Raw genomic sequence first — 18,644 nt, forward strand, 5'->3', positions numbered from 1 at the left:
GAGAATGGCGGAACTGTGCCTGGGTTCCGGTCATTCCGCCGCAGCGCCGTCCCGCGTAAGAACGCGACGGCGCTGCCTCGCGTGACCGCGGCGCTGGCGCTGGCCGTGGCGGGCAGCATGGCCGCGACGACCCCGCCGCGGACGCCCCTGGCGGACACCGCCGGGCTGCGGGCCGAGGTCGGCGCGCAGCGGGTCTCCCGCGACGCCGAGCGCAGCGGGCAGTGGCAGCTGACCACCCTCCGCGCCACCCGCGCCTGGGATCTGGCCACCGGCGACGGCGTCGTCGTCGCCGTGATCGACTCGGGGGTCGCGCCGCACCCGGACCTGACCGGCCGCGTGCTCTCCGGGCTGGACCTGGTGGACACGACCGGCAACGGCAGCAACGACCAGGTCGGGCACGGCACCACGGTGGCCGCGCTGATCGCCGGCCAGGGTGACGGCCGGCACGGGGTGGCCGGGCTGGCGCCGCGCGCGAAGATCCTTCCGGTGCGCGTGCTCGACGCGGAGAACCGGTACGACGACGCGCGGGTGGTCGCCGAGGCGGTCCGCTGGGCCGTCGACCACGACGCGAAGGTGATCAACCTCTCTCTCGGCGGCCCGGTGAGCAGCGAAGCGCTGGCCGAGGCGATCGACTACGCGTTCGCCCGCGACGTGGTGGTGGTGGCCTGCGTCGGCAACGTGAGCGCGGGCGGCAGCACCGAGATCTGGTATCCGGCCCGCGAACCCGGTGTGCTCGCGGTGACCGCGATCGCCCCCGGCCAGCGCCACCAGCGCTGGCAGGGCTCCCTCACCGGTGAGCAGGCCGTGCTCGCCGCGCCGGGCACCGACCTGCTCGGCGCGAAGCCGGGCGGCTACTGGCGGGTGCAGGGCACGAGTTTCGCCGCGCCGCTGGTCTCGGCGACCGCCGCGCTGGTCCGCTCCCGCTTCCCGGGCATGTCCGCCGCGGACGTGGTGCAGCGGCTGATCAGCACCGCACAGGACCTCGGCCCGGCCGGGCGCGACGACGAGTTCGGCTTCGGCCTGGTCGACCCGGTCGCGGCGCTGACCGCCGAGGTGACCCCGGTCCGGGCCAACTCGCTGGACGTCCTGCCGCCGCCGGGACGCGCCGGCTTCGGGCCCGCGCCCGAGCCGTCCCCGGCCGCCGCGGCCACGCCCACCCCGGCCGCCGGCACCCGGCCGGCGCCGACTCCGCAGCGGGTCAACGGCGGGCTGCAGCTGGCCCTCGACGGCGCCCCGCTGCTCGCGCTTCCTCTTTCCTGATCAGGCGCACTTGCCGGTCGGGACGGCGCTGGTGCGGGTGCGGCCCATCAGGGCGATCGTCGAGGCCTCGTCCGCGGTGACGGCGTAGCCGACGTTCGGGTCGTCGGCGGCCGCCGCGAAGATCACGCCCAGCACGGTGCCGTCCGCCGAGACCAGCGGGCCGCCCGAGTTGCCGCTGCGGACCAGGCCGCGGATGGTGTACACCTCGCGGGTCACCGTGCCGTCCTCGTAGATGTCCGGGCCGGTGATGTCGCCGACGTCGCGGACCCGGGCGGACTGGGCGTTGTAGGGCCCGTCCAGCGGGAAGCCCAGCACGATGGCGTCCGAGCCGCTCTTGGCGGGCGAGTTGGCAAACCGCATGACCGGCGCCTTCAGCGACGGCACGTGGATCACGGCGAGGTCGCGCTCCGGGTCGTACACCACGACCTTGCCGGACATCAGGTTGCCGTTGAGGTTGATCCGGACGCTCTGGGTGCCCGCGACCACGTGCGCGTTGGTCATCACGTGCTGCTCGGCGAACACGAACCCGGAGCCCTCGATGCGGCGGCTGCAGCTCGGCGCGTTGCCCAGCACCTTGACCACGGACTTCTTGGCGTTCAGCACGACCTGCGACCCGGCCAGCTTGGGGTCCGGCGCGGGGACCTCCTTGACCTCGGTCGGCACCAGGTCGCCGAAGACCTCCGGGAAGCCGTTGGTGTCGACGGTCTCGCGCAGCGCCTCGGTGAGCGACTTCGCCTCGCCCGGCATCACCTTGTCGATCGCCGCGAGCATGCTGCTGTTGCGCACGGCACGGGCCAGCCAGGGCTGGTCGGAGTCGCTCAGCGGCACCGCGACCAGCCAGGCGACCACGGTCACCGCGAGCACGGAGACGACGGCGCCACCCAGGTCGTCGGCGATCTGCCCGGTGCGGTTCGTGATGGCGCGCCGCAGCCTGCTGCCCCACCAGCCGGCCAGCGACTGGCCGAGCACGGCCAGGCCGAAGATCGCGATCAGCGACACCACCAGCTTCAGCACCGGGTCGGTGATGAGACCCGCGAGCAGCGGGCCGAGCTGCAGTCCGATCAGGGCGCCCCCGAAGAAGCCGGTGAACGAGAGCACGCCCACCACGAAGCCCTGCCGATAGCCGCTGACCCCGAAGAGCAGCAGCAGGAGCAGGAGGACACCGTCGACGATCGACATCGGTTCAGCCTACGGAAGGGACATCGGAGGTGCCACTAAGCGTGGCGGGCGGCGTGGGCAGCGCCTCGATCCGGTCGGTGTTCCACGGCCGGGCCCAGCCGCCCAGGTCCAGCAGGGTGCTGAGCACACCGGCGGTGAAGCCCCAGACGAGCATCCCCCGGGAGTGGAAGGCGGGGCCGATCCAGCCGCTCGAGTGACGCACCCGCAGCCGGTGGGCCGGGTCGGCCAGCTCCGCCAGCGGCAGCCGGGCGACGTGCGCGACCTCGCGCGGATCGTGCGCGCCGACCGGGTGCGGCGCGTGCCACCAGGCCAGCACGGGGGTGACCAGGAAGTCGGTGACCGGGATCCACAGCGTGGGCAGCTGCGCCAGCACGGTGACGCTGGCCGGGTCGAGCCCGACCTCCTCGTTCGCCTCGCGCAGCGCCGTCGCGGTCAGATCCGCGTCCTGCGGCTCCACCGCGCCGCCGGGAAAGGCGGGCTGACCCGCGTGGGTACGCAGGGTCGCGGCACGCTGCATGATCAGCACGTCGGGCCCGTGCTCGCCCTCGGCCAGCAGGATGAGCACGGCGGCGGGGCGGCCGCCCTCGTCAGGGGTGGGGATGCGGGTGAAGTCCACGGCACGCGCGTCGCGCACCCGGGTCAGCAGCGGCTCGAACCAGCCGGGCAGCCGCCCGTCGGCCCGCTCGGTCGTCCCGACCTGCTCGCTCATACCCTCTCCCTGCTCCCGTCGCGACCGGCCGCGGCCGCTCCCGGCCCACCTGCCCGCGCGTTCATGCCCGCTGCGCGCCCTGCCCGCTCATGCCCCAGCCAGGTGCTGGTCGACAAGCCGGGACAGGGTCTCATCGGTGAGCGCGACGTCGCGGTAGACGGCGGCCCGGCCGTCCGGCCCGACGAGCAGCGTCATCGGCAGCAGCTTCTCCCCGAGCGCGGCCTGCAGTGCGCCACCGCGGTCGTACACGGCGGGCATGCCGATCCTCAGCTCATCGGCGAGCCAGGCGGCGGCGGCGCGGTCGTCCCTGGTCACCACACCGAGCACCGGCACCCGGCCGCTGTCGGCCAGCCGCTGCAGCGCGGGCAGCTCCGCCCGGCATGGCTCGCACCAGGAGCCCCACAGGTTGATCACGAGCGGCCCGCGCAGCTCGCCGACACGCACGTCGTCGCCCCCGGCCAGGCACGGCAGCGACAGCTCAGGAAGATCCACAACGCGCAGCCTCGCCACCGGCCGCGCGTCGGCTGAAGCCGCCGGGCCAGGGCCGGTGCCGGTCGCCGGGCTCGGCGCAGGCGGGGTCGCCGCGCTGCCGGTCAGCGGAGCGCAGGCGGCGAACGGCTGCGGCACCTTCTCGTCCGGGCCGGGCGCGCCCGGCCCGCAGCCCGCCGCGAGCACGGCGACGAGGGCAGTCAGCGCCGCCGCGAGGCGTCCGCTTCGAGGGCTGCCCGTGGCCCGCCGCAGCGGTGACCGCCATCCCCCGGAAACTGCCGGCGATGCCGCGTCGACTGTCGCCGGCAACGCTGCGGCGACCCCCCTCTTTCGGGGAAACTGCGGGTTCGCGGCGGCAGGTCGCTGCACTTTCCCCGAAACTGCGGGCACGTCAGGGTGCGCGGCCCCGCCGGGGGACGCGAGGGAGGGACGGGTCATGGGGTGACTCCGGCGAGGGCGGCGATCTCGGCGGTGCGAGGGCCCTTCAAGAGCTTGACGGCCTCGGCGGGGTTCGTCGGGCCGGTGCCGTAGGACGGGCACATGGCTGCCAGGGGGCAGGCGCCGCAGGCGGGCTTGCGCGCGTGGCAGACGCGGCGCCCATGGAAGATCACCCGGTGCGAGAGCATGGTCCAGTCGCGCTTCTCGACCAGCGCGCCGACCGCGTGCTCGATCTTGACCGGATCGCTCTCCGCGGTCCAGGCCCACCGGTCGACCAGGCGCTGGAAGTGGGTGTCCACGGTGATGCCGGGCACGCCGAAGGCGTTGCCGAGGATCACGTTGGCCGTCTTGCGGCCGATGCCGGGCAGGGTCACCAGCTGCGGCAGGGTGCGCGGCAGCTCGCCGCCGAAGCGGTCGACGAGCTGCTGGCCCAGGCCCATCAGCGAGGCGGCCTTGTTCCGGAAGAACCCGGTCGGCCGGATCATCTCCTCCAGCTCGACCCGGTCCGCCCCGGCGTACTCGGCGGCGGTGCGGTACTTCGCGAACAGCTTCGGCGTGGTCTCGTTCACCCGTACGTCGGTGCACTGCGCGGACAGGATGGTGGCGACCGCCAGCTCCAGCGGGTTGGTGAAGTCCAGCTCACAGTGCGCGTCCGGGTGGATGACGGCGAGTTCGCGCGCCATCCGCCGCACCCGCCGCTTACGCGCCAGCGCCGTCTCGCCGTTCACCGTGACCGTCACGGCAGAGAGCCTACGTCGCGGGTGCGCCGATCGACCCGTCCGCGCTCACCACCGCGCCGTTCGCGCCGAAGTCCTCCTCGGTCATCTGCCGGAGCAGGCCGAGCGCGCGGTCCTTGGGGTCGGGCTGCGGGATGCCGTACGAGCCGCTGAAGTAGGTGGAGTGGAACCGCCCGGAGACGAAGCCGCCGTCCTTGCTCAGCGAGACCTGCAGCACGCCGCCCCAGCCGACCCGGCCGTTGCTGCTCAGCTGGCCGCCGCCGGCGAAGTTGCCCAGGCTGTACGCGATGAGCCGGCCCTTGTAGAACTCCAGGCCGCGGACCACGTGCGGGCCGTGCCCGATGATGAGGTCGGCACCGGCGTCGATGACCGCGCGGGAGAAGGCGACCGGGTTGCCCCGGTTCTCGCCCAGGAAGGTCTCGGTGCCCGGCCGGACGTGGCTCTTGTCCGCACCCTCGGCGCCCATGTGCACCTGGACCACCACGATGTCGGCCCGCTCCGCGGCCTTGGCCACGACCTTCTTCGCCGCGGTGAGATTGATCAGGCTGTTGTTGCCCGAGTACGACGAGAAGCCGAGCACGGCCACCTTCACGCCCTTGACCTCGGCGATGGTGATCTGGCCGGTCTCCCCGGTGTGCTGCAGCCCGGCGGCCTCCAGCGCGCGCTGGGTGTTGGTGAACCCGGCCGTGCCGTAGTCGCGTGCGTGGTTGTTGGCCGTGTTGAGCAGGTCGAACCCGGCGTCCTTGAGATGCTGGGCGTAGCGCGGGGGCACCCGGAACTGGTGGCAGTTGTTCTTCGTCGGGCTGGCGCCGGGGCTGGGCGTCGCGTTCGGCACCGGGGACGGCTTCGGCGGGCACTTGCCCGAGCCGGTCTCCTCGGTGATGGGCTGCTCCAGGTTGCCCATCACCAGGTCGGCGGGCAGCAGCGCCTTGATCTTGTCGAAGTAACCCTTGCCGTCGCGCGGCGGCAGGTGCCCCGGCGCGTCGCCCATGATGATGTCGCCGGTCGCGGACAGGCTGATCGTCTCGCCCACCGGGGCCGGAGCCCCCTGCGACGGCTCGGCGGCCGCGCCCGCCGGCGGGTGCCACAGCGCCTCGGCGCCCTCGGCCGACGAGTTCACGGCGGTGAGCGCGACTCCGGCTACTGTGACAAGGAGCACGATCGCGCCCGCGGCGGAGACCCCCCGGCGCGCGCGCAGCGCTCCCACGAGCCGGTCCAGGGTGGAGCGGGGCGGGGTTTGGGCGGCGGGGGCGGGGGTATCGGCCGGGCTCAGGGGGTGTATGGACATCGCCGGGCACTCTACCCGGAGGCGGCGACGACCGGCACCGGTCGCCGATGCAGGATTCTGGGGGTTGGCGTCCGGTTGCCGCCTGTGTGCGCCTAGACTGACCTCGCGCGGCGTACGGGTAGCGACGAGTCAATCAACGGTGTGCCCACGCATCCGCGTCGATGGAGGGATGGCGATGGACGAGGTGCTGGCTCGCAGCGGAATCTTCCAGGGTGTCGACCCGGAGGCCGCTGAAGCGCTCGCTCGTGAGATGGAGACGATCGAGATCCGCAAGGGCGAGATCGTATTCAACGAGGGCGAGCCGGGTGACAGTCTCTATATCGTACTCTCCGGCAAGATCAAGTTGGGACGGCGCGCCGCCGACGGCCGGCAGAACCTGGTCTCCGTGATGGGCCCGTCCGACATGCTCGGCGAGCTGTCGCTGTTCGACCCCGGCCCGCGCACCGCGACCGCCACCGCCGTCACCGACGTGCGCCTGGCCCGGCTGCGCAAGCAGGCGCTGCGGCCCTGGCTGAACAACCGGCCGGAGATCGCCGAGCAGCTGCTGCGCGTGCTGGCCCGCCGACTGCGCCGCACCAACGACGCGCTCGCCGACCTGATCTTCACCGACGTGCCCGGCCGCGTCGCCAAGAACCTGCTGCAGATGGCGGGCCGCTTCGGCACCCGCGACGGCGGCGTGCTGCGGGTGACGCACGACCTCACCCAGGAGGAACTGGCGCAGCTCGTCGGCGCCTCCCGCGAGACGGTGAACAAGGCCCTGGCCGACTTCGCCTCGCGCGGCTGGCTGCGCCTCGACGGCAAGAGCGTCATCATCCTCGACCCCGAGCGCCTCGCCCGCCGCGCCCGCGTCTGACCCGGGGCCCCTTTCGGGCGCAAGTCTTGAAGAGTCGCGGCCTCAGGTGCTACCTGGGGCCGCGAGTCGTTAAGCGTTGCGGCAGAGAGCGTTAGAATGGGGCGAAACAGGACATAGCCGGGCGTTTTGCCTGGTCAAAGTGTCGGGAACCGGTCGCCGACATGTCAGCGGACCGAGGGCTTCGTTGGTCCGAGTGGTCGCGAACCTCGCAATTCAGGTGCGGCTAGACGTGTCCACAGTGACCGATCGTGCGGTGACCGAACGCCTGTGCCTGGGCGGATGGACACCTCTCGCACCGCCTCGATCGGTCGGTCGGAAGTCTCCGACGATCGAAAGAGGTCCCTACCACTATGAACACGTGGGTTCGACGCTCACTCAAGGCCGGCGCGCTCACCGCCGGCGCGGTCATGGCCACCGGCACCGCCGCGTACGCCGAGACCACCGTGATCAGTGCGGGCAACACCGGCGTGCTGAACGGCACCCAGGTCTTCGCTCCGATCCAGGCTCCGATCAACCTCTGCGGCGTGGCCGCGAGTGTGGGCGGCGACGCGATCGCCGGGTGCCAGGGCGGCAGCGCCGCCGAGCTGGAGGGCGTGTACGACGTCCGGATGCTGAGCACCGACAACCACGGCATCCTCAACGGCACGCAGGTCTTCGCCCCGATCCAGGCCCCGATCAACGTCTGCGGCGTGGCCGCGGGTGTGCTCGGCAACGCCGCGGCGTGGTGCGAGGGCGGCGCGTCCGCCGAGATCGGCGGCAAGCACAAGCACAAGCCGAAGCACCACGGCTGCGACGACCACTGCGACCACGACGACAGCGACGGGTACAGCCGCGAGTCGGCCGAGTCGGGCGACCTGCTGGGCGGCCTGCCGCTGCTGGGCGGCCTCACCAACGGCGGCCTGCCGCTGGTCGGCGGCCTCACCAACGGCGGCCTGCCGGTCGTCGGCGACCTCACCAAGGGCGGCCTGCCGGTGGTCGGCAGCCTGACCAAGGGCGGCCTGCCGGTCGTCGGCTCGCTGCTGGGCGGCCCGAGTGTGGCGCGCGGCGCCGACGCGATCGACCTCGACTCGATCGACGGCGTCGGCACGGTCGGCCGCTTCGACACCGAGAGCGACGACGCCGTGGACAACACCAGCACGGGCGGCACCGGCGGCGGCAGCGAGCACAAGTGCAACACCGGCTGCGGCGGCAACGGCGGCGGCGGCGGCCACAACCACCACCCGCGCCCGAAGCCGAAGCCGCGCCCGCAGCCCTGCCCGGACCACGGCCACTCGCACGGCCACCACGGCCACGGCAAGGACGTGACGCTGATCAGCGCCGGCAACTCCGGCATCCTGAACGGCACCCAGGTGTACGCGCCGATCCAGATCCCGGTCGACGTCAGCGGCGTCGCGATCGGCGTGCTGGGCAACGCGGCCGCGTGGAGCACCGGCGGCGCCTCGGCGCAGCAGTAGCCGTCCGGCCTGCCGGCGGGCACGGCCCACGATGACTTTCCCCGTCACCCGCGGACCGGAACCGGCGAAACACTGCACCCGCCTCACCCGCCGACAGGCCGGCACCAGCGCGAAACCCTTTCGCTGACGACCCTCGCGCTGGCCCAGCACCACCAGGACGTCCCCCGGGACCGGGCACCCATCCAGCCCACCGCCCGGGGGACGTCCCTTTTCGTCCCCGTCCCGTCGTCATCCTGAGGGGTGGCGTTCAACGACCCGCGCCCTCAGAGCTGCTCCGAGGGCGCGGGTCTTTGCGAGTCTGGGGCAGAAAAGGGCAGGTCAGGCGGGGGTGAGGACGGCCAGGAGGGCACCGGTGTCGACGAGTACGCCGGGGCGGACCGTGACCGCCGCGACGACGCCGTCGGCGGGGGCGTGCACCGGGTGCTCCAGCTTCATCGCCTCCAGGGTGAGCAGCAGGTCACCGGCGCCGACGCGCTGGCCGGGGGCGACCAGGACCCGCCCGACCGCGCCGGGCAGCGGGGCGGTCAGCGAGCCCTCCTCCAGCTCCTGCACCGGCACCGGGAAGCGGGGCAGCCGGCGCAGCGAGAGGGAGCCCTCGGCGCTGTCCACGTACGCGGTCTCGCCGACCTCGTGCACGTGCAGGGCCAGCCGGATGCCAGCCACGTCCAGCACGACCTCGTCGGGGGAGGCGGACAGGACCGCGACCGGCGGGTGGTCGTCGACGGGCCCGGACGGGCCGAGCCCGGCCAGGTCGAGCTCCTCGGGGTCGACGGCGCGGACCCACCACTGGGCCAGCGCCCCGGACGGGTCGAGGCGGTACCCGACCTCGACCGGACCGGCGGGGCCGTCGTACACGACGCTCTGCGCCACGGTGGGCACGTTGCGCCAGCCGGACGGGATGCCGCGCTGCACCGGGGCCTGCGCCCGGCGCCGGGCAGCGGCCGCGAGCGCGGCGGCCAGGCAGCTCAGCCGGACGGCCTCCACGGAGGACAGCAGCGGCGCGAACACCTCGGGCTGCCGGTCGAGCAGGCCGGTGTCGATCTGCCCGGTGAGGAAGGCGGGGTGGCGCAGCACGCGTACCAGCAGATCCCGGTTGGTGACCAGGCCGTGGATGCGGGTCCGCGCCAGCGTGCCGGCCAGCATGCGGGCGGCCTCGTAGCGGGTGGGCGCCCAGGCGACGAGCTTGGCCAGCAGCGAGTCGTAGTGCACACCGACCACCGTGCCGGGCTCGACACCCGAGTCGACGCGCAGGCCGGGCTGGAGCATGGGCCGGAAACGGGCGGACACCTCGGGCACCTCGAACCGGTGCACCTGCCCGGTGGCGGGCAGCCAGTTGCTGGCCGGGTCCTCGGCGCACAGCCGCACCTCGATGGCGTGCCCGCGCATCGGCGGCGCGGACAGGAACGGCAGCTGCCCGCCCTCGGCCAGGAACATCTGCAGCCGGACCAGGTCGAAGCCGGTGACGCACTCGGTCACCGGGTGCTCGACCTGCAGCCGGGTGTTCATCTCCAGGAAGTAGAACTCGCCGTCGGGGCTGAGCAGGAACTCCACCGTGCCGATGCCGACGTACCCGATGGCCTCGGCGACCAGGACCGCGGCAGCGCACAGGTTCTCGCGCAGCTCGGGCGAGACGGCGGGGGACGGCGCCTCCTCGATGATCTTCTGGTGCCGGCGCTGGATGGAGCACTCGCGCTCGCCCAGGGTGACCGTGTTGCCGTGCTGGTCGGCGACGATCTGCACCTCGATGTGGCGGGCCTGCTCGACGTAACGCTCGCAGAACACGGCCGAGTCGCCGAACGCGCCGAACGCCTCGCGGCGGGCCGAGGAGACCGCCTCGGCCAGTGAGTCGGCGTCGCGCACGACCCGCATGCCGCGCCCGCCGCCCCCGACGGCGGCCTTGACCAGCACCGGGAACTCGTCCACGGCGGCCGGGTCGGTCCAGCTCGGCAGCACCGGCACCTCGGCTTCGGCCAGCAGCAGCTTGGCGTCGACCTTGGAGGCCATCACCGAGATCACCTTCGCGGGCGGGCCGACCCAGGTCAGCCCGGCGTCGGCCACCGCGGCGGCGAAGTCGGCGTTCTCGGCGAGGAAGCCGTAGCCGGGGTGGATGGCGTCGGCCCCGGTCTTGCGGGCGGCCGCGAGGATCAGGTCCCCGCGCAGGTAGGTGGCGCTGGGCGCGGAGCCCGGCAGCTGCACCGCGTAATCGGCCTCGGCCACGTACGGGGAGTCGGTGTCGGCGATGGAGTAGACCGCGACGGTCTCCACCCCCACGGCCCGGCACGTGGCGAAGATGCGCCGGGCGATCTCGCCCCGGTTCGCCACCAGCAGCCTGCGGATCATGACGCCACCTCCCGTTCGGCCACGTGACCCGGCACGCCGCGGCGGGCCGCCGACGCGCTCACCGACAGGCAGATGCCCAGCACGGTACGGGTGTCACGCGGGTCGATCACGCCGTCGTACGGCTCGTTGGTCAGATCCCCCACCGGCCAGGCGAACCGGAAGCCCGGCCCGGCCAGCGTCCAGGCGCCCGGGTCCACGCCGAGCACCAGCGTCATCCGGTCGGCCTGGGACAGCGCGCGCAGCAGCGGCGCGGACGCGTCGGGCGCGGTCTCCACCACCGGGTTGGCCAGCACCAGCACCGGCACGCCCGCGTTGGCGGCCAGCCGGGCCAGCTCCACGCCCTTGTCCGCCGACTCGGCGTCGACGGCGAGGCCGGTCGCGGCAAGCACCGCGACCCGGTGCCCGTGCACCGCGCCGAACCCGGCCAGCACCGCCGGACCCCGCTGCGGCCGGAACTCGTCCAGGTCGGACCCGTCGAGCACGCGTGCCAGCACCTCTCGCGGCTCGGTCACCCCGCGCGGGTCGGCGCTGGCCACCGCGAGCAGCTCCTCGGCCTCGAAGCGCGGCGGCGCGTCCGGCCGGGCGGCTCCGGCCGGCGGGCTCTCGGCGGGACGCGGCCCGTGCCGGAACGTCACGAGCTGCCGTACGGTCTGCCGGAGCAGGCGCAGCGCGTCCCGCTCGTCCTCGGCGACCACGTCCACCCGGGTCGCGTCGCCGCGCCCGCGCACGGTGAGCGCATGGTCGGCCAGGTCGGGCAGCGGGGCGAGCCAGGCGTCCAGCGGGCCGAACACGGCGCAGAGCACCGGCGCCGCCATCCGGCTCAGCCGCGCGAAGCTCGGGTCGGGCGCTCCGGTGCCGCGCTCGTCGTCGGCGGTCGACTCCAGCAGCAGCACCAGCGGCAGCAGGTGGCGTGCGGCCAGCTCGACCGCGCGCGCGAACTTGCGCCGGCCCGCCGTGGACGGCCCGCCGACCCGTACGGTCGGATCGTTGGCGATCAGCATGCACTCGATGCCGTCGACGACGCCGAGCGCCGTGACGAGACCGGCCCCGGCGGGCTCGCCGGTCTCCCGGCCGGCCGTCGCGGCGAGTTCCAGCAGCGCCGTGTCGGTGTCCACGAGCAGCTCGATGCGCTCGCGCGGCAGCAGCTTGCCGCGGGCGTGGTGGCGGGTCACCTCCTTCTCGCCGCCGCCGTCACGGGCTTGCCCGTGCGCGTGGTCCAGCGCGCGCAGCGCCGCCTGGGCGGTGCTCCGGTTGTCGAGGAAGGAGGGCGCGCGGGGATCCAGCGCGGTGTCGAGAGTCGCCATGGTGAACCTGCTCTCCGTGCTCCACCGCTTGTTGACACCAGAGCAACGAGTGGTTCAAGGAGCGCGACACGCACCCGGCGGCGCGTCGTGGGCGACCGTCAGCGGCCGAACAGGTTGTCGATCAGGTTCGTGAAGAAGCCGGGGCGCTGCACGGGGACCGTGGGCGGGTCGATGTTCGACACGTCCATCGTCGACTGCTCCTCCTGCGTGGGACCGTCGAGGTCCACCGAGGCGAGCAGCTCCTCCAGCGCGCGGGCGGTGGGGCGCTTGTCCGGGTCGTTCTCCATGCCCTGGCGCAGCACGGCGCACAGCGCCAGGGGCACCTCGGGCAGGTCCGGCACGGGCTGGGCGAACATCTCGATCAGCGTGAGCAGGCCGGGCGGGTGGTCGGGCTCCCAGCGCGGCGGCGCGCCCCGCAGCAGGGCGTACAGGGTGGCGCAGAGGGCGTACACGTCGCCGGGCGGGCCGGGCTCGGCGCGGCGGAACGCCTCCGGCGGCGCGTACGCCGGGGTCATCACGTCCAGGGTGATGTCCGGGTCGCGGATCTCGGCGAGGATGGCCAGCCCGAAGTCGGCCAGCGCCGGCTCACCGAACGCACTGATCAGGATGTTGGCCGGCTTGACGTCGCGGTGCACCACGCCGCGCTCGTGCGCGTCGGCGAGCGCGTCGGCGATCTTCACGCCGATGTCGCGCACCTCGTGCGCCCGCAGCGGCATGCGGTCCTGGTACGACCCCGCGTACAGCTCCATGATCAGGTAGGGGTGGTTGTCGGCGGTCACCCCGGCGTCGAACAGGTCGGCCACGTGCGGGTGGCCGGACATCTTGCCCGCGGCGCGGGCCTCGCGCAGGAAGCGGGCACGGTCCCGGTCGCCGTCGATGGTCCGGTTCTCCACCTTGACCGCGACCTCGCGCCCGACCGAGCCCTGGGTGGCCCGGAAGATCGTCGCGTAGCCGCCGACGGCCAGCAGCGACAGATCGGTGAGTCCGGGGATCTCCGGGAACGAGGTCGGGGTGTGCTTCACGCGCTAGACGGTAGCGCCTCGCCCTTCGGTCACGGCACCCCATGTCGCCAATGCAACGGCACGTTCGCTCGCCTGCTGCGTGCCCTCCGCGATCGAGCGGGCTCGCTCCGCCGCGACCAGCGCCTCCGCGTCTCGCCCGGCCGCGGCGAGGACCCGGGCGTACGTGGCGGCGGACCGCACCCGGCTGCGCACGTCCACCGCGGGCAGCGACTCGGCCAGCTCCGCGGCGGTCAGCGCTTCCTCGACCTGCCCGGCGGCCAGCAGCGCGTCGGCGTACAGCGCCACGCCCTGGCGGCGCGAGTAGAGCATCGACGGCGCGTGCGGGGCGGCCGCGACCGGGGTGAGCAGCCGGACCGCCATCGCCGTGTCGCCCGCCGCGAGCCGGGCCGCGCCCAGCAGCGCGCGCGGTCCCACCCGGGCCGGGTCGAGCACGCCGTACGGCGAGACCATGGTCAGCACCGAGCGGGCGTCCAGCTCGGCCGCCTCCGGGTCGCCCCGGTCCAGCGCCACGAAGCCGCGCACCGTGCCGGCCATGCCGACCAGCAGCGGGTGCCCGACCTTCTCCCCCTCCTGCAGGGCCTCGCCGAGCAGGTCCTCGGCGTGGCCGTACTCCCCCAGCCCGCGCGCCACCACCCCCCGGGCGACCAGGGCGAACCCGCGTCCCCAGGTGTCCTTCGCGGCGGCGAAGTCGCGGTAGGCGCGGCGCGCCTCGCGGTCGGCCTCGCCCAGCTCGCCCAGCTCGGCGGCGGCGAACGCGGCCACCGCGCGCAGCGTGCCCACCGCCCACGCCTCGCCGACCCGCTCGCCGAACGGCAGGAACACGTGCGCCAGCCGCAGCGCCTCGGTCAGCCGGCCGGACAGCAGCCGGGCGAACGCGGAGGTGCCGCGCAGCCAGGCCCGGCCCACCGGGTCCTTGGTCTCGGCGAACAGCCGCGCCGCGCGGGCCAGCGCCGCGTCGGCCCCGGCGAAGTCGCCCCGGGTGGTGGTCACCCAGGCCAGGTTCTGCAGCGACCAGGCCTGCGACTTGCGGTCGCCCGCGGAAACCGCGATCTGGTACGCCCCGGCGAAGCGGCTGGACGCGTCGCCCAGCCGCCCGCCCAGGAAGTCGGCCATGCCCAGGCGGCGCATCGCCTCCGCGCGCTCCCCCGGCAGCTCGGCGTCGGTGGCCGTGGTCAGCGCCTCCGACCACAGCCGGTAGGCGTGGCCCGGGTCCCCCTGCGCCACGTGCGCCCGCCCGGCCAGCAGCAGGCCACCGGCCCGGGTGCGCGGATCGTCGGTGGCGTCGGCGACCAGCTTCTCGGCGTCGTGCAGCGCCTCGGCGATCCGGCCGTATTGCAGCAGCGACCGGGCATGGACCAGCCGGTCCGGCAGGGGCAGCGCGCCGGGAGCCAGCCGGGCCGCGCGCTCGCCGTAGCCGACCGCCTCGGCGGGCTCGCCGGCCTGGCCCGCGCGCCGGGCCGCCCGGCCCAGCGCCGCCACGCCCAGCGGCCCGACCTGCCGCGCGGGCACGTCAGGGCGCAGCCGGACCGCGTCGGCCAGCCGGGTGGCGCGCTCGGCATGCTCGGCCACGAACGCGTCGCGCACGGCGTCGGTCACCCCGGACAGGCCCGCCACGGTCCGTCCCGACGACACCGCCAGCGGCGGCTGGCCGGGCGCGGCCCAGCGGGCCAGGAACGCGTGCCGGTCGGCGAGGTCGGCCTTGCCCACGCCGCCGTACGCGGCCTCGCGCAGCAGCGGGGTGGCGAACGCGAAGCCGCCCCGCACCCGGCGCAGCATGCGGCGCTGCAGCAGCTCGTCGATCGCCCGCTCCAGCTCGACCGCGACCACGGCGGCCGGGCGGCCGTCGCGGGTGGACCGCCGCTCGCGCAGCGCCTCCAGCGCCCCTGCGGGCACGGTGTCGCCGACCACGGCCGCGTCGCGCAGCACCGCGCGCGCCTCGACGGGCAGCGCGTCGATGCGGGCCGCGAGCACCGCGGCCAGGTCCCGGGACAGCAGCTGGTTGCCCAGCGAACCGGGCGTCAGCCGCCACTGCGCGCCCGCCTTCACCAGCGCCCCGCGCTCCATCAGCAGCGTGGTCAGCTCGGCGAGGTAGAACGGGTTGCCCTGGGCGGTGGTGAGCAGCCGGTCCTCGTCGGCCTGCGGCAGCCGGCCGCCCTTGAGGTATGCGGTGAGCAGCCGCGCCGCGTCCGCGCCGCGCAGCGGCGGCAGGGTGAGCGCCTCGGCGTCGGCGACCCGGGTCAGCTGGCCCGCCCGGCGCACCAGCTCGGGGCGGCCCAGCAGCAGCACCAGCACCGGCCCGGTCAGCTCCTCCAGCGCGACGCCGAGCGCGTCCAGCGTCTCCGGGGTGCCGTCGTGCAGGTCGTCCACGATCACGGCCAGCGGCGACTCGGTGGCCAGCGCGTCCAGCAGGCGCGCCACGGCCACCGCGAGCGTCGCGGTCTCCCGGCCCGGCTGCTCCGGGTCGTCCCCGGACATGCCGTGCCACTGCGCCAGCTCGGTCGGGTCGGCGTAACCGAGCAGCGACAGCAGCGCGTCCACGTCCACGCTGACCGGCTTGCCGGGCTCGCTGCGCTGGGTCAGCCGGGTGGTGAGGCGGCGCAGCCGCTCCTCGGCGACCGCCCTGGTGACCGCCGTCGAGCTGTCCGCGGGCAGGCCGACGGCCAGCCGGACCAGGTCGGACAGCGGCGCCAGCCGGCGGCGCTCGCCGTATGCGGCACAGCGCACCGACAGCACACGCGCCTGCGTACGCGCCGCGAAGCGGCCCGCGCTGACCTCATACCCGTTGGCGAAGCGCTCGACCTCGGACGCGAACCTGGTCTTGCCGATGCCCGCCTCGGCCGTGAACACCAGCACCCGCGGCTCGTCCCGGTCGACGACCTCGGCCAGGCGGCCGGCGACCCGGCCCAGCTCGGCCTCGCGGCCCACGAACGGGCCCTCCTCGCCCAGCCCCGCCCGGCTGCCCCGGGCGTCGTGCAGGCCCAGCAGCTCGTACGTCTCGACCGGCTCGCGCTTGCCCTTGAGCCGCAGCGGCCGCAGGTTGCGCCAGCCCGCCACCGACCCGGTCGCCGCGACGGTGCGCGCGCCCGCGTAGACCGCGCCCACCGCGGCCGCGTCGGCCAGCCGGGCGGCGGTGTTCACCGTGTCGCCGATGACCGTGTACTCCAGGCCCGCCTGCACGCCCGCGACCACCGGCCCGGTGTTGATGCCCAGCCGCAGGCCGGTCGGGGCGCTGCCGCCCCGCTCGTCGTCCAGCACCCGGCGCACCGCGCGCTGCATCGACAGCGCCGCCCGCACCGCCCGCTCGGCGTCGTCCTCGTGCGCGACCGGCGCCCCGAACACCGCCATGATGCCGTCGCCGGTCAGCTTGTCCACGTGCCCGCCGAACGTCTTCACCGCCCCGGCCAGCGCGGACAGCACCCGGTCGGTCACCGCGCCGACCCGCTCCGGGTCCAGCTCCTCCGACCACGAGGTGAAGTCCGACAGGTCGCCGAAGAGCACGGTGACCACGCGGCGCTCGGTCGCGGGCAGCGTCGCCGCCGCGGGCAGCGCCGCGCCGCAGTGGTGGCAGAAGCGGGCCGCCGGCACCGGGACGGTCCCGCAGACAGGGCAGGTCATAGGGCGTTCACAGCTCGCTCAACGTTTCGAGGTAGGCGAGTTGTGCCCGCACGGTCCACTCCGCCGCGAACCTGATCGCCGGGTCGACGTCGGCGTAGACCACGTTCACCACGTCCTCGGGGGTGCGTGCGCCCTGCTTCAGCGCGGCGCGCACCTGGTCGAGGCGCTCCAGCCGGTGGTCGCGCAGCCAGCGGGCCGCCGCCGCGCAGTCGGGCAGCACCGGCCCGTGCCCCGGCAGGCCCGGCACGTCGTATCCGGCCAGCACGTCCAGGCTCGCCAGATACGCCGCCACGTCGCCGTCGGGCCACGCCACCACGCTGCTGCCGCGGCCGAGGATGGTGTCCCCGGTGAAGACCACGCGCTGCCCGTCGCGCTCGGCGACGAAGCAGACGGAGTCCGTGGTGTGCCCCGGTGTGGGCAGCTCGGTCAGCCAGTCGGGCACCTCGCCCACGCTCGCCCCGGTCAGCGCGAGCAGCGTGGTGACGCCGTCCACGTGATCCGGGTGGCCGTGTGTGAACAGAATGCGGCGGACCGGCCCCGCCTCGATGATCGCCTCCAGGTGGGCGAGGTCGTCCGGCCCCGGGTCGATGACGGTGCCGTCGTCCAGCAGCCAGGTGTTCGTGCCGTCGAGGGTCATCGGGCCGGGGTTGGGCGCCCGCAGCCAGGTCACCCAGCCGGGGAGAAGCTCGGAGTGCAGCCGCGCCGTCATGCCGAGAACTCTACTGATCCACCGGCCGCCCACCACCTGCCGCCGCAGACCCGACTCCGGGCGCCGGCCGGTGCCGGATACGCGTCGGCCCGCCCGGTTCACCCGGACGGGCCGAAGCGTTCGCAAGCGCGCGGGGATGCTCCTATGGATGTCAAGCCACGACTTGAAGATCGTTTCGTGGAGCGGTAAGTATCGGGAAGATCTCGCGTGCGATATAGCGCTTGAGGCAGCGGATGATCTCTTTCTTGCTCAAGCCCTGCTTGGTGCGCTGGTCGGCGTAGGTGCGTGTGCGTGGGTTCCAGCGCAGGCGGCACATGGCGATGCGGTAGAGGGCGCAGTTGGCGTCGCGGTCGCCGCCGCGGTTGAGACCGTAGCGGCGGGTCTTGCCAGACGATGCCGGTAGTGGGGCGACGCCGCAGAGCATCGCGAACGCGGCGTCGCTGGTGAGCCGGTCGGGATTGTCGCCCGCGGTGACCAGCAACTGTGCTGCGACGTCCGGGCCGACGCCGTTGACGGCCAGCAGCGCGGGGTTGATCGCGGCGACCAGGGGCTCGATCAGCGCGTCAAGGTCGGTGATCTCCGCGGACAGGTGCTGGTGGCGTCGGGCCAGGCCGCGTAGCGCGATCATGGCGGCGGTGGCGGGATCGGCCGCGGTGGCGGGGTCGGGGGTGAGCGCGGCGCAGGTGGTGATGAATGTGGCTGCGGTCAGGCTGCGCAGCTGCCGGCGCAGGATTTCGGGTGCGGTGACGACCAGGGTGCGCATCTGGGTCTGGACGGCGGCGCGTTGTTTGACGGCGCTGCGGCGGGCCACGTGCAGGGCGCGTAGGGCCTCGACGTGGCCGTCTCGGGTCTTGGGGGTGCCGGTGGCGCGTCCGGCCAGGGCGGCGCGGGCGGCGGCCTCGGCGTCGATCGGGTCGGATTTGCCTTGGAAGCGGCGGGTCTTGCGGTCGGGCCGGTCGACCTCGACCACCTTCACGCCTCGGGCGCTCAGGTGGCGGGCCAGGCCCGCGCCGTAGGCGCCGGTTCCTTCGACGCCGACCTCGACCAGGCGGCCGTGGCCGGTCAGCCAGTCCAGCAGTGCGGCGTATCCGTGCTGGTCGGCGGGGAACTGGGCTGACCCCAACAACCTGCCCGCGGAGTCGATCGCGGCGGCCACGTGGGTGTCGGCGTGGGTGTCGACGCCACCGGTGACGTCGAGGGCTGCTTGTGCGATGGTGGACATGTCCGTCCTTCCGTGCGACCGGGTG

At 74.3% G+C, this 18,644-nt stretch carries 13 protein-coding genes and 1 pseudogene; 3 read left to right on the forward strand and 11 right to left on the reverse strand.

Translation table 11 applies throughout. From position 1 onward, the window contains the following. Positions 1 to 117 precede the first annotated feature (117 nt). Positions 118 to 1,260, forward strand: coding sequence for a type VII secretion-associated serine protease mycosin (gene mycP, locus CS0771_RS05475; RefSeq protein WP_212845630.1), 1,143 nt, complete (start codon positions 118 to 120; stop codon positions 1,258 to 1,260). On the opposite strand, the gene CS0771_RS05480 is transcribed toward mycP, so the two are convergent. From CS0771_RS05480 to CS0771_RS05500, 5 genes are all read right to left on the reverse strand, one after another. After that, positions 1,261 to 2,439, reverse strand: a complete 1,179-nt coding sequence (locus CS0771_RS05480) for a MarP family serine protease (protein ID WP_212840053.1) — start codon at positions 2,437 to 2,439, stop codon at positions 1,261 to 1,263. Positions 2,440 to 2,443: 4 nt separating this feature from the next. Beyond that, on the reverse strand, positions 2,444 to 3,148 hold the full coding sequence (locus tag CS0771_RS05485) for a CoA pyrophosphatase (protein ID WP_212840054.1): 705 nt from the start codon (positions 3,146 to 3,148) through the stop codon (positions 2,444 to 2,446). Positions 3,149 to 3,235: 87 nt separating this feature from the next. Beyond that, positions 3,236 to 3,823: a TlpA disulfide reductase family protein gene (locus tag CS0771_RS05490; protein WP_212840055.1), complete on the reverse strand. Its 588-nt coding sequence runs from the start codon at positions 3,821 to 3,823 to the stop codon at positions 3,236 to 3,238. A 248-nt stretch (positions 3,824 to 4,071) separates the two neighbouring features. Further along, a complete protein-coding gene (gene nth / locus CS0771_RS05495) occupies positions 4,072 to 4,815 on the reverse strand; it encodes an endonuclease III (protein WP_256442788.1) in 744 nt (247 codons plus the stop codon). Positions 4,816 to 4,825: 10 nt separating this feature from the next. Next, entirely contained in the window at positions 4,826 to 6,100 is a 1,275-nt protein-coding gene (locus CS0771_RS05500) for a CapA family protein (RefSeq protein ID WP_212840056.1), read from the reverse strand. A gap of 175 nt (positions 6,101 to 6,275) precedes the next feature. Here CS0771_RS05500 and CS0771_RS05505 point away from each other — a divergent pair, with 175 nt between their 5' ends. Both CS0771_RS05505 and CS0771_RS05510 read left to right on the forward strand, forming a co-directional pair. Then, positions 6,276 to 6,953, forward strand: a complete 678-nt coding sequence (locus CS0771_RS05505; RefSeq protein ID WP_120317442.1) for a Crp/Fnr family transcriptional regulator — start codon at positions 6,276 to 6,278, stop codon at positions 6,951 to 6,953. A 350-nt stretch (positions 6,954 to 7,303) separates the two neighbouring features. Beyond that, positions 7,304 to 8,407 (forward strand): chaplin family protein, encoded by a 1,104-nt coding sequence (locus tag CS0771_RS05510; protein WP_212840057.1) that lies wholly within the window; start codon positions 7,304 to 7,306, stop codon positions 8,405 to 8,407. A 318-nt stretch (positions 8,408 to 8,725) separates the two neighbouring features. Here the strand turns inward: CS0771_RS05510 and CS0771_RS05515 are convergent, their stop codons facing one another. The 6 genes and pseudogenes from CS0771_RS05515 to CS0771_RS05540 all read right to left on the reverse strand — a co-directional run bounded on the left by CS0771_RS05515 (position 8,726) and on the right by CS0771_RS05540 (position 18,619). Continuing rightward, the gene (locus CS0771_RS05515; RefSeq protein WP_212840058.1) at positions 8,726 to 10,747 is read right to left on the reverse strand and encodes a biotin carboxylase N-terminal domain-containing protein; all 2,022 of its coding nucleotides are present in this window, start codon (positions 10,745 to 10,747) and stop codon (positions 8,726 to 8,728) included. Beyond that, complete coding sequence (locus tag CS0771_RS05520) at positions 10,744 to 12,051, reverse strand: carboxyl transferase domain-containing protein (protein WP_212840059.1); 1,308 nt, start codon at positions 12,049 to 12,051, stop codon at positions 10,744 to 10,746. Before CS0771_RS05520 ends, CS0771_RS05515 begins: the two co-directional genes overlap by 4 nt. Positions 12,052 to 12,263: 212 nt before the next feature. Next, positions 12,264 to 13,073, reverse strand: a pseudogene (locus tag CS0771_RS05525) (serine/threonine-protein kinase); the annotation flags it as partial. Positions 13,074 to 13,076: 3 nt separating this feature from the next. Further along, positions 13,077 to 16,688: an adenylate/guanylate cyclase domain-containing protein gene (locus CS0771_RS05530; protein ID WP_212840060.1), complete on the reverse strand. Its 3,612-nt coding sequence runs from the start codon at positions 16,686 to 16,688 to the stop codon at positions 13,077 to 13,079. A gap of 7 nt (positions 16,689 to 16,695) precedes the next feature. Next, a complete protein-coding gene (locus tag CS0771_RS05535) occupies positions 16,696 to 17,397 on the reverse strand; it encodes an MBL fold metallo-hydrolase (RefSeq protein ID WP_212840061.1) in 702 nt (233 codons plus the stop codon). 151 nt (positions 17,398 to 17,548) lie between these two features. Continuing rightward, positions 17,549 to 18,619 (reverse strand): IS110 family transposase, encoded by a 1,071-nt coding sequence (locus CS0771_RS05540; RefSeq protein ID WP_212840062.1) that lies wholly within the window; start codon positions 18,617 to 18,619, stop codon positions 17,549 to 17,551. Between the last annotated feature and the right edge of the window lie 25 nt (positions 18,620 to 18,644).

Origin of the sequence: Catellatospora sp. IY07-71 (genome assembly GCF_018326265.1) — a bacterium.
Lineage (GTDB): Bacteria > Actinomycetota > Actinomycetes > Mycobacteriales > Micromonosporaceae > Catellatospora.

Coding starts and splice junctions, on each gene's coding strand:
- mycP (WP_212845630.1), top strand. CDS start 118: ATGGCCGCGACGACCCCGCCGCGGACGCCCCTGGCGGACACCGCCGGG.
- CS0771_RS05480 (WP_212840053.1), bottom strand. CDS start 2,439: ATGTCGATCGTCGACGGTGTCCTCCTGCTCCTGCTGCTGCTCTTCGGG.
- CS0771_RS05485 (WP_212840054.1), bottom strand. CDS start 3,148: ATGAGCGAGCAGGTCGGGACGACCGAGCGGGCCGACGGGCGGCTGCCC.
- CS0771_RS05500 (WP_212840056.1), bottom strand. CDS start 6,100: ATGTCCATACACCCCCTGAGCCCGGCCGATACCCCCGCCCCCGCCGCC.
- CS0771_RS05505 (WP_120317442.1), top strand. CDS start 6,276: ATGGACGAGGTGCTGGCTCGCAGCGGAATCTTCCAGGGTGTCGACCCG.
- CS0771_RS05510 (WP_212840057.1), top strand. CDS start 7,304: ATGAACACGTGGGTTCGACGCTCACTCAAGGCCGGCGCGCTCACCGCC.
- CS0771_RS05515 (WP_212840058.1), bottom strand. CDS start 10,747: ATGATCCGCAGGCTGCTGGTGGCGAACCGGGGCGAGATCGCCCGGCGC.
- CS0771_RS05520 (WP_212840059.1), bottom strand. CDS start 12,051: ATGGCGACTCTCGACACCGCGCTGGATCCCCGCGCGCCCTCCTTCCTC.
- CS0771_RS05530 (WP_212840060.1), bottom strand. CDS start 16,688: ATGACCTGCCCTGTCTGCGGGACCGTCCCGGTGCCGGCGGCCCGCTTC.
- CS0771_RS05535 (WP_212840061.1), bottom strand. CDS start 17,397: ATGACGGCGCGGCTGCACTCCGAGCTTCTCCCCGGCTGGGTGACCTGG.
- CS0771_RS05540 (WP_212840062.1), bottom strand. CDS start 18,619: ATGTCCACCATCGCACAAGCAGCCCTCGACGTCACCGGTGGCGTCGAC.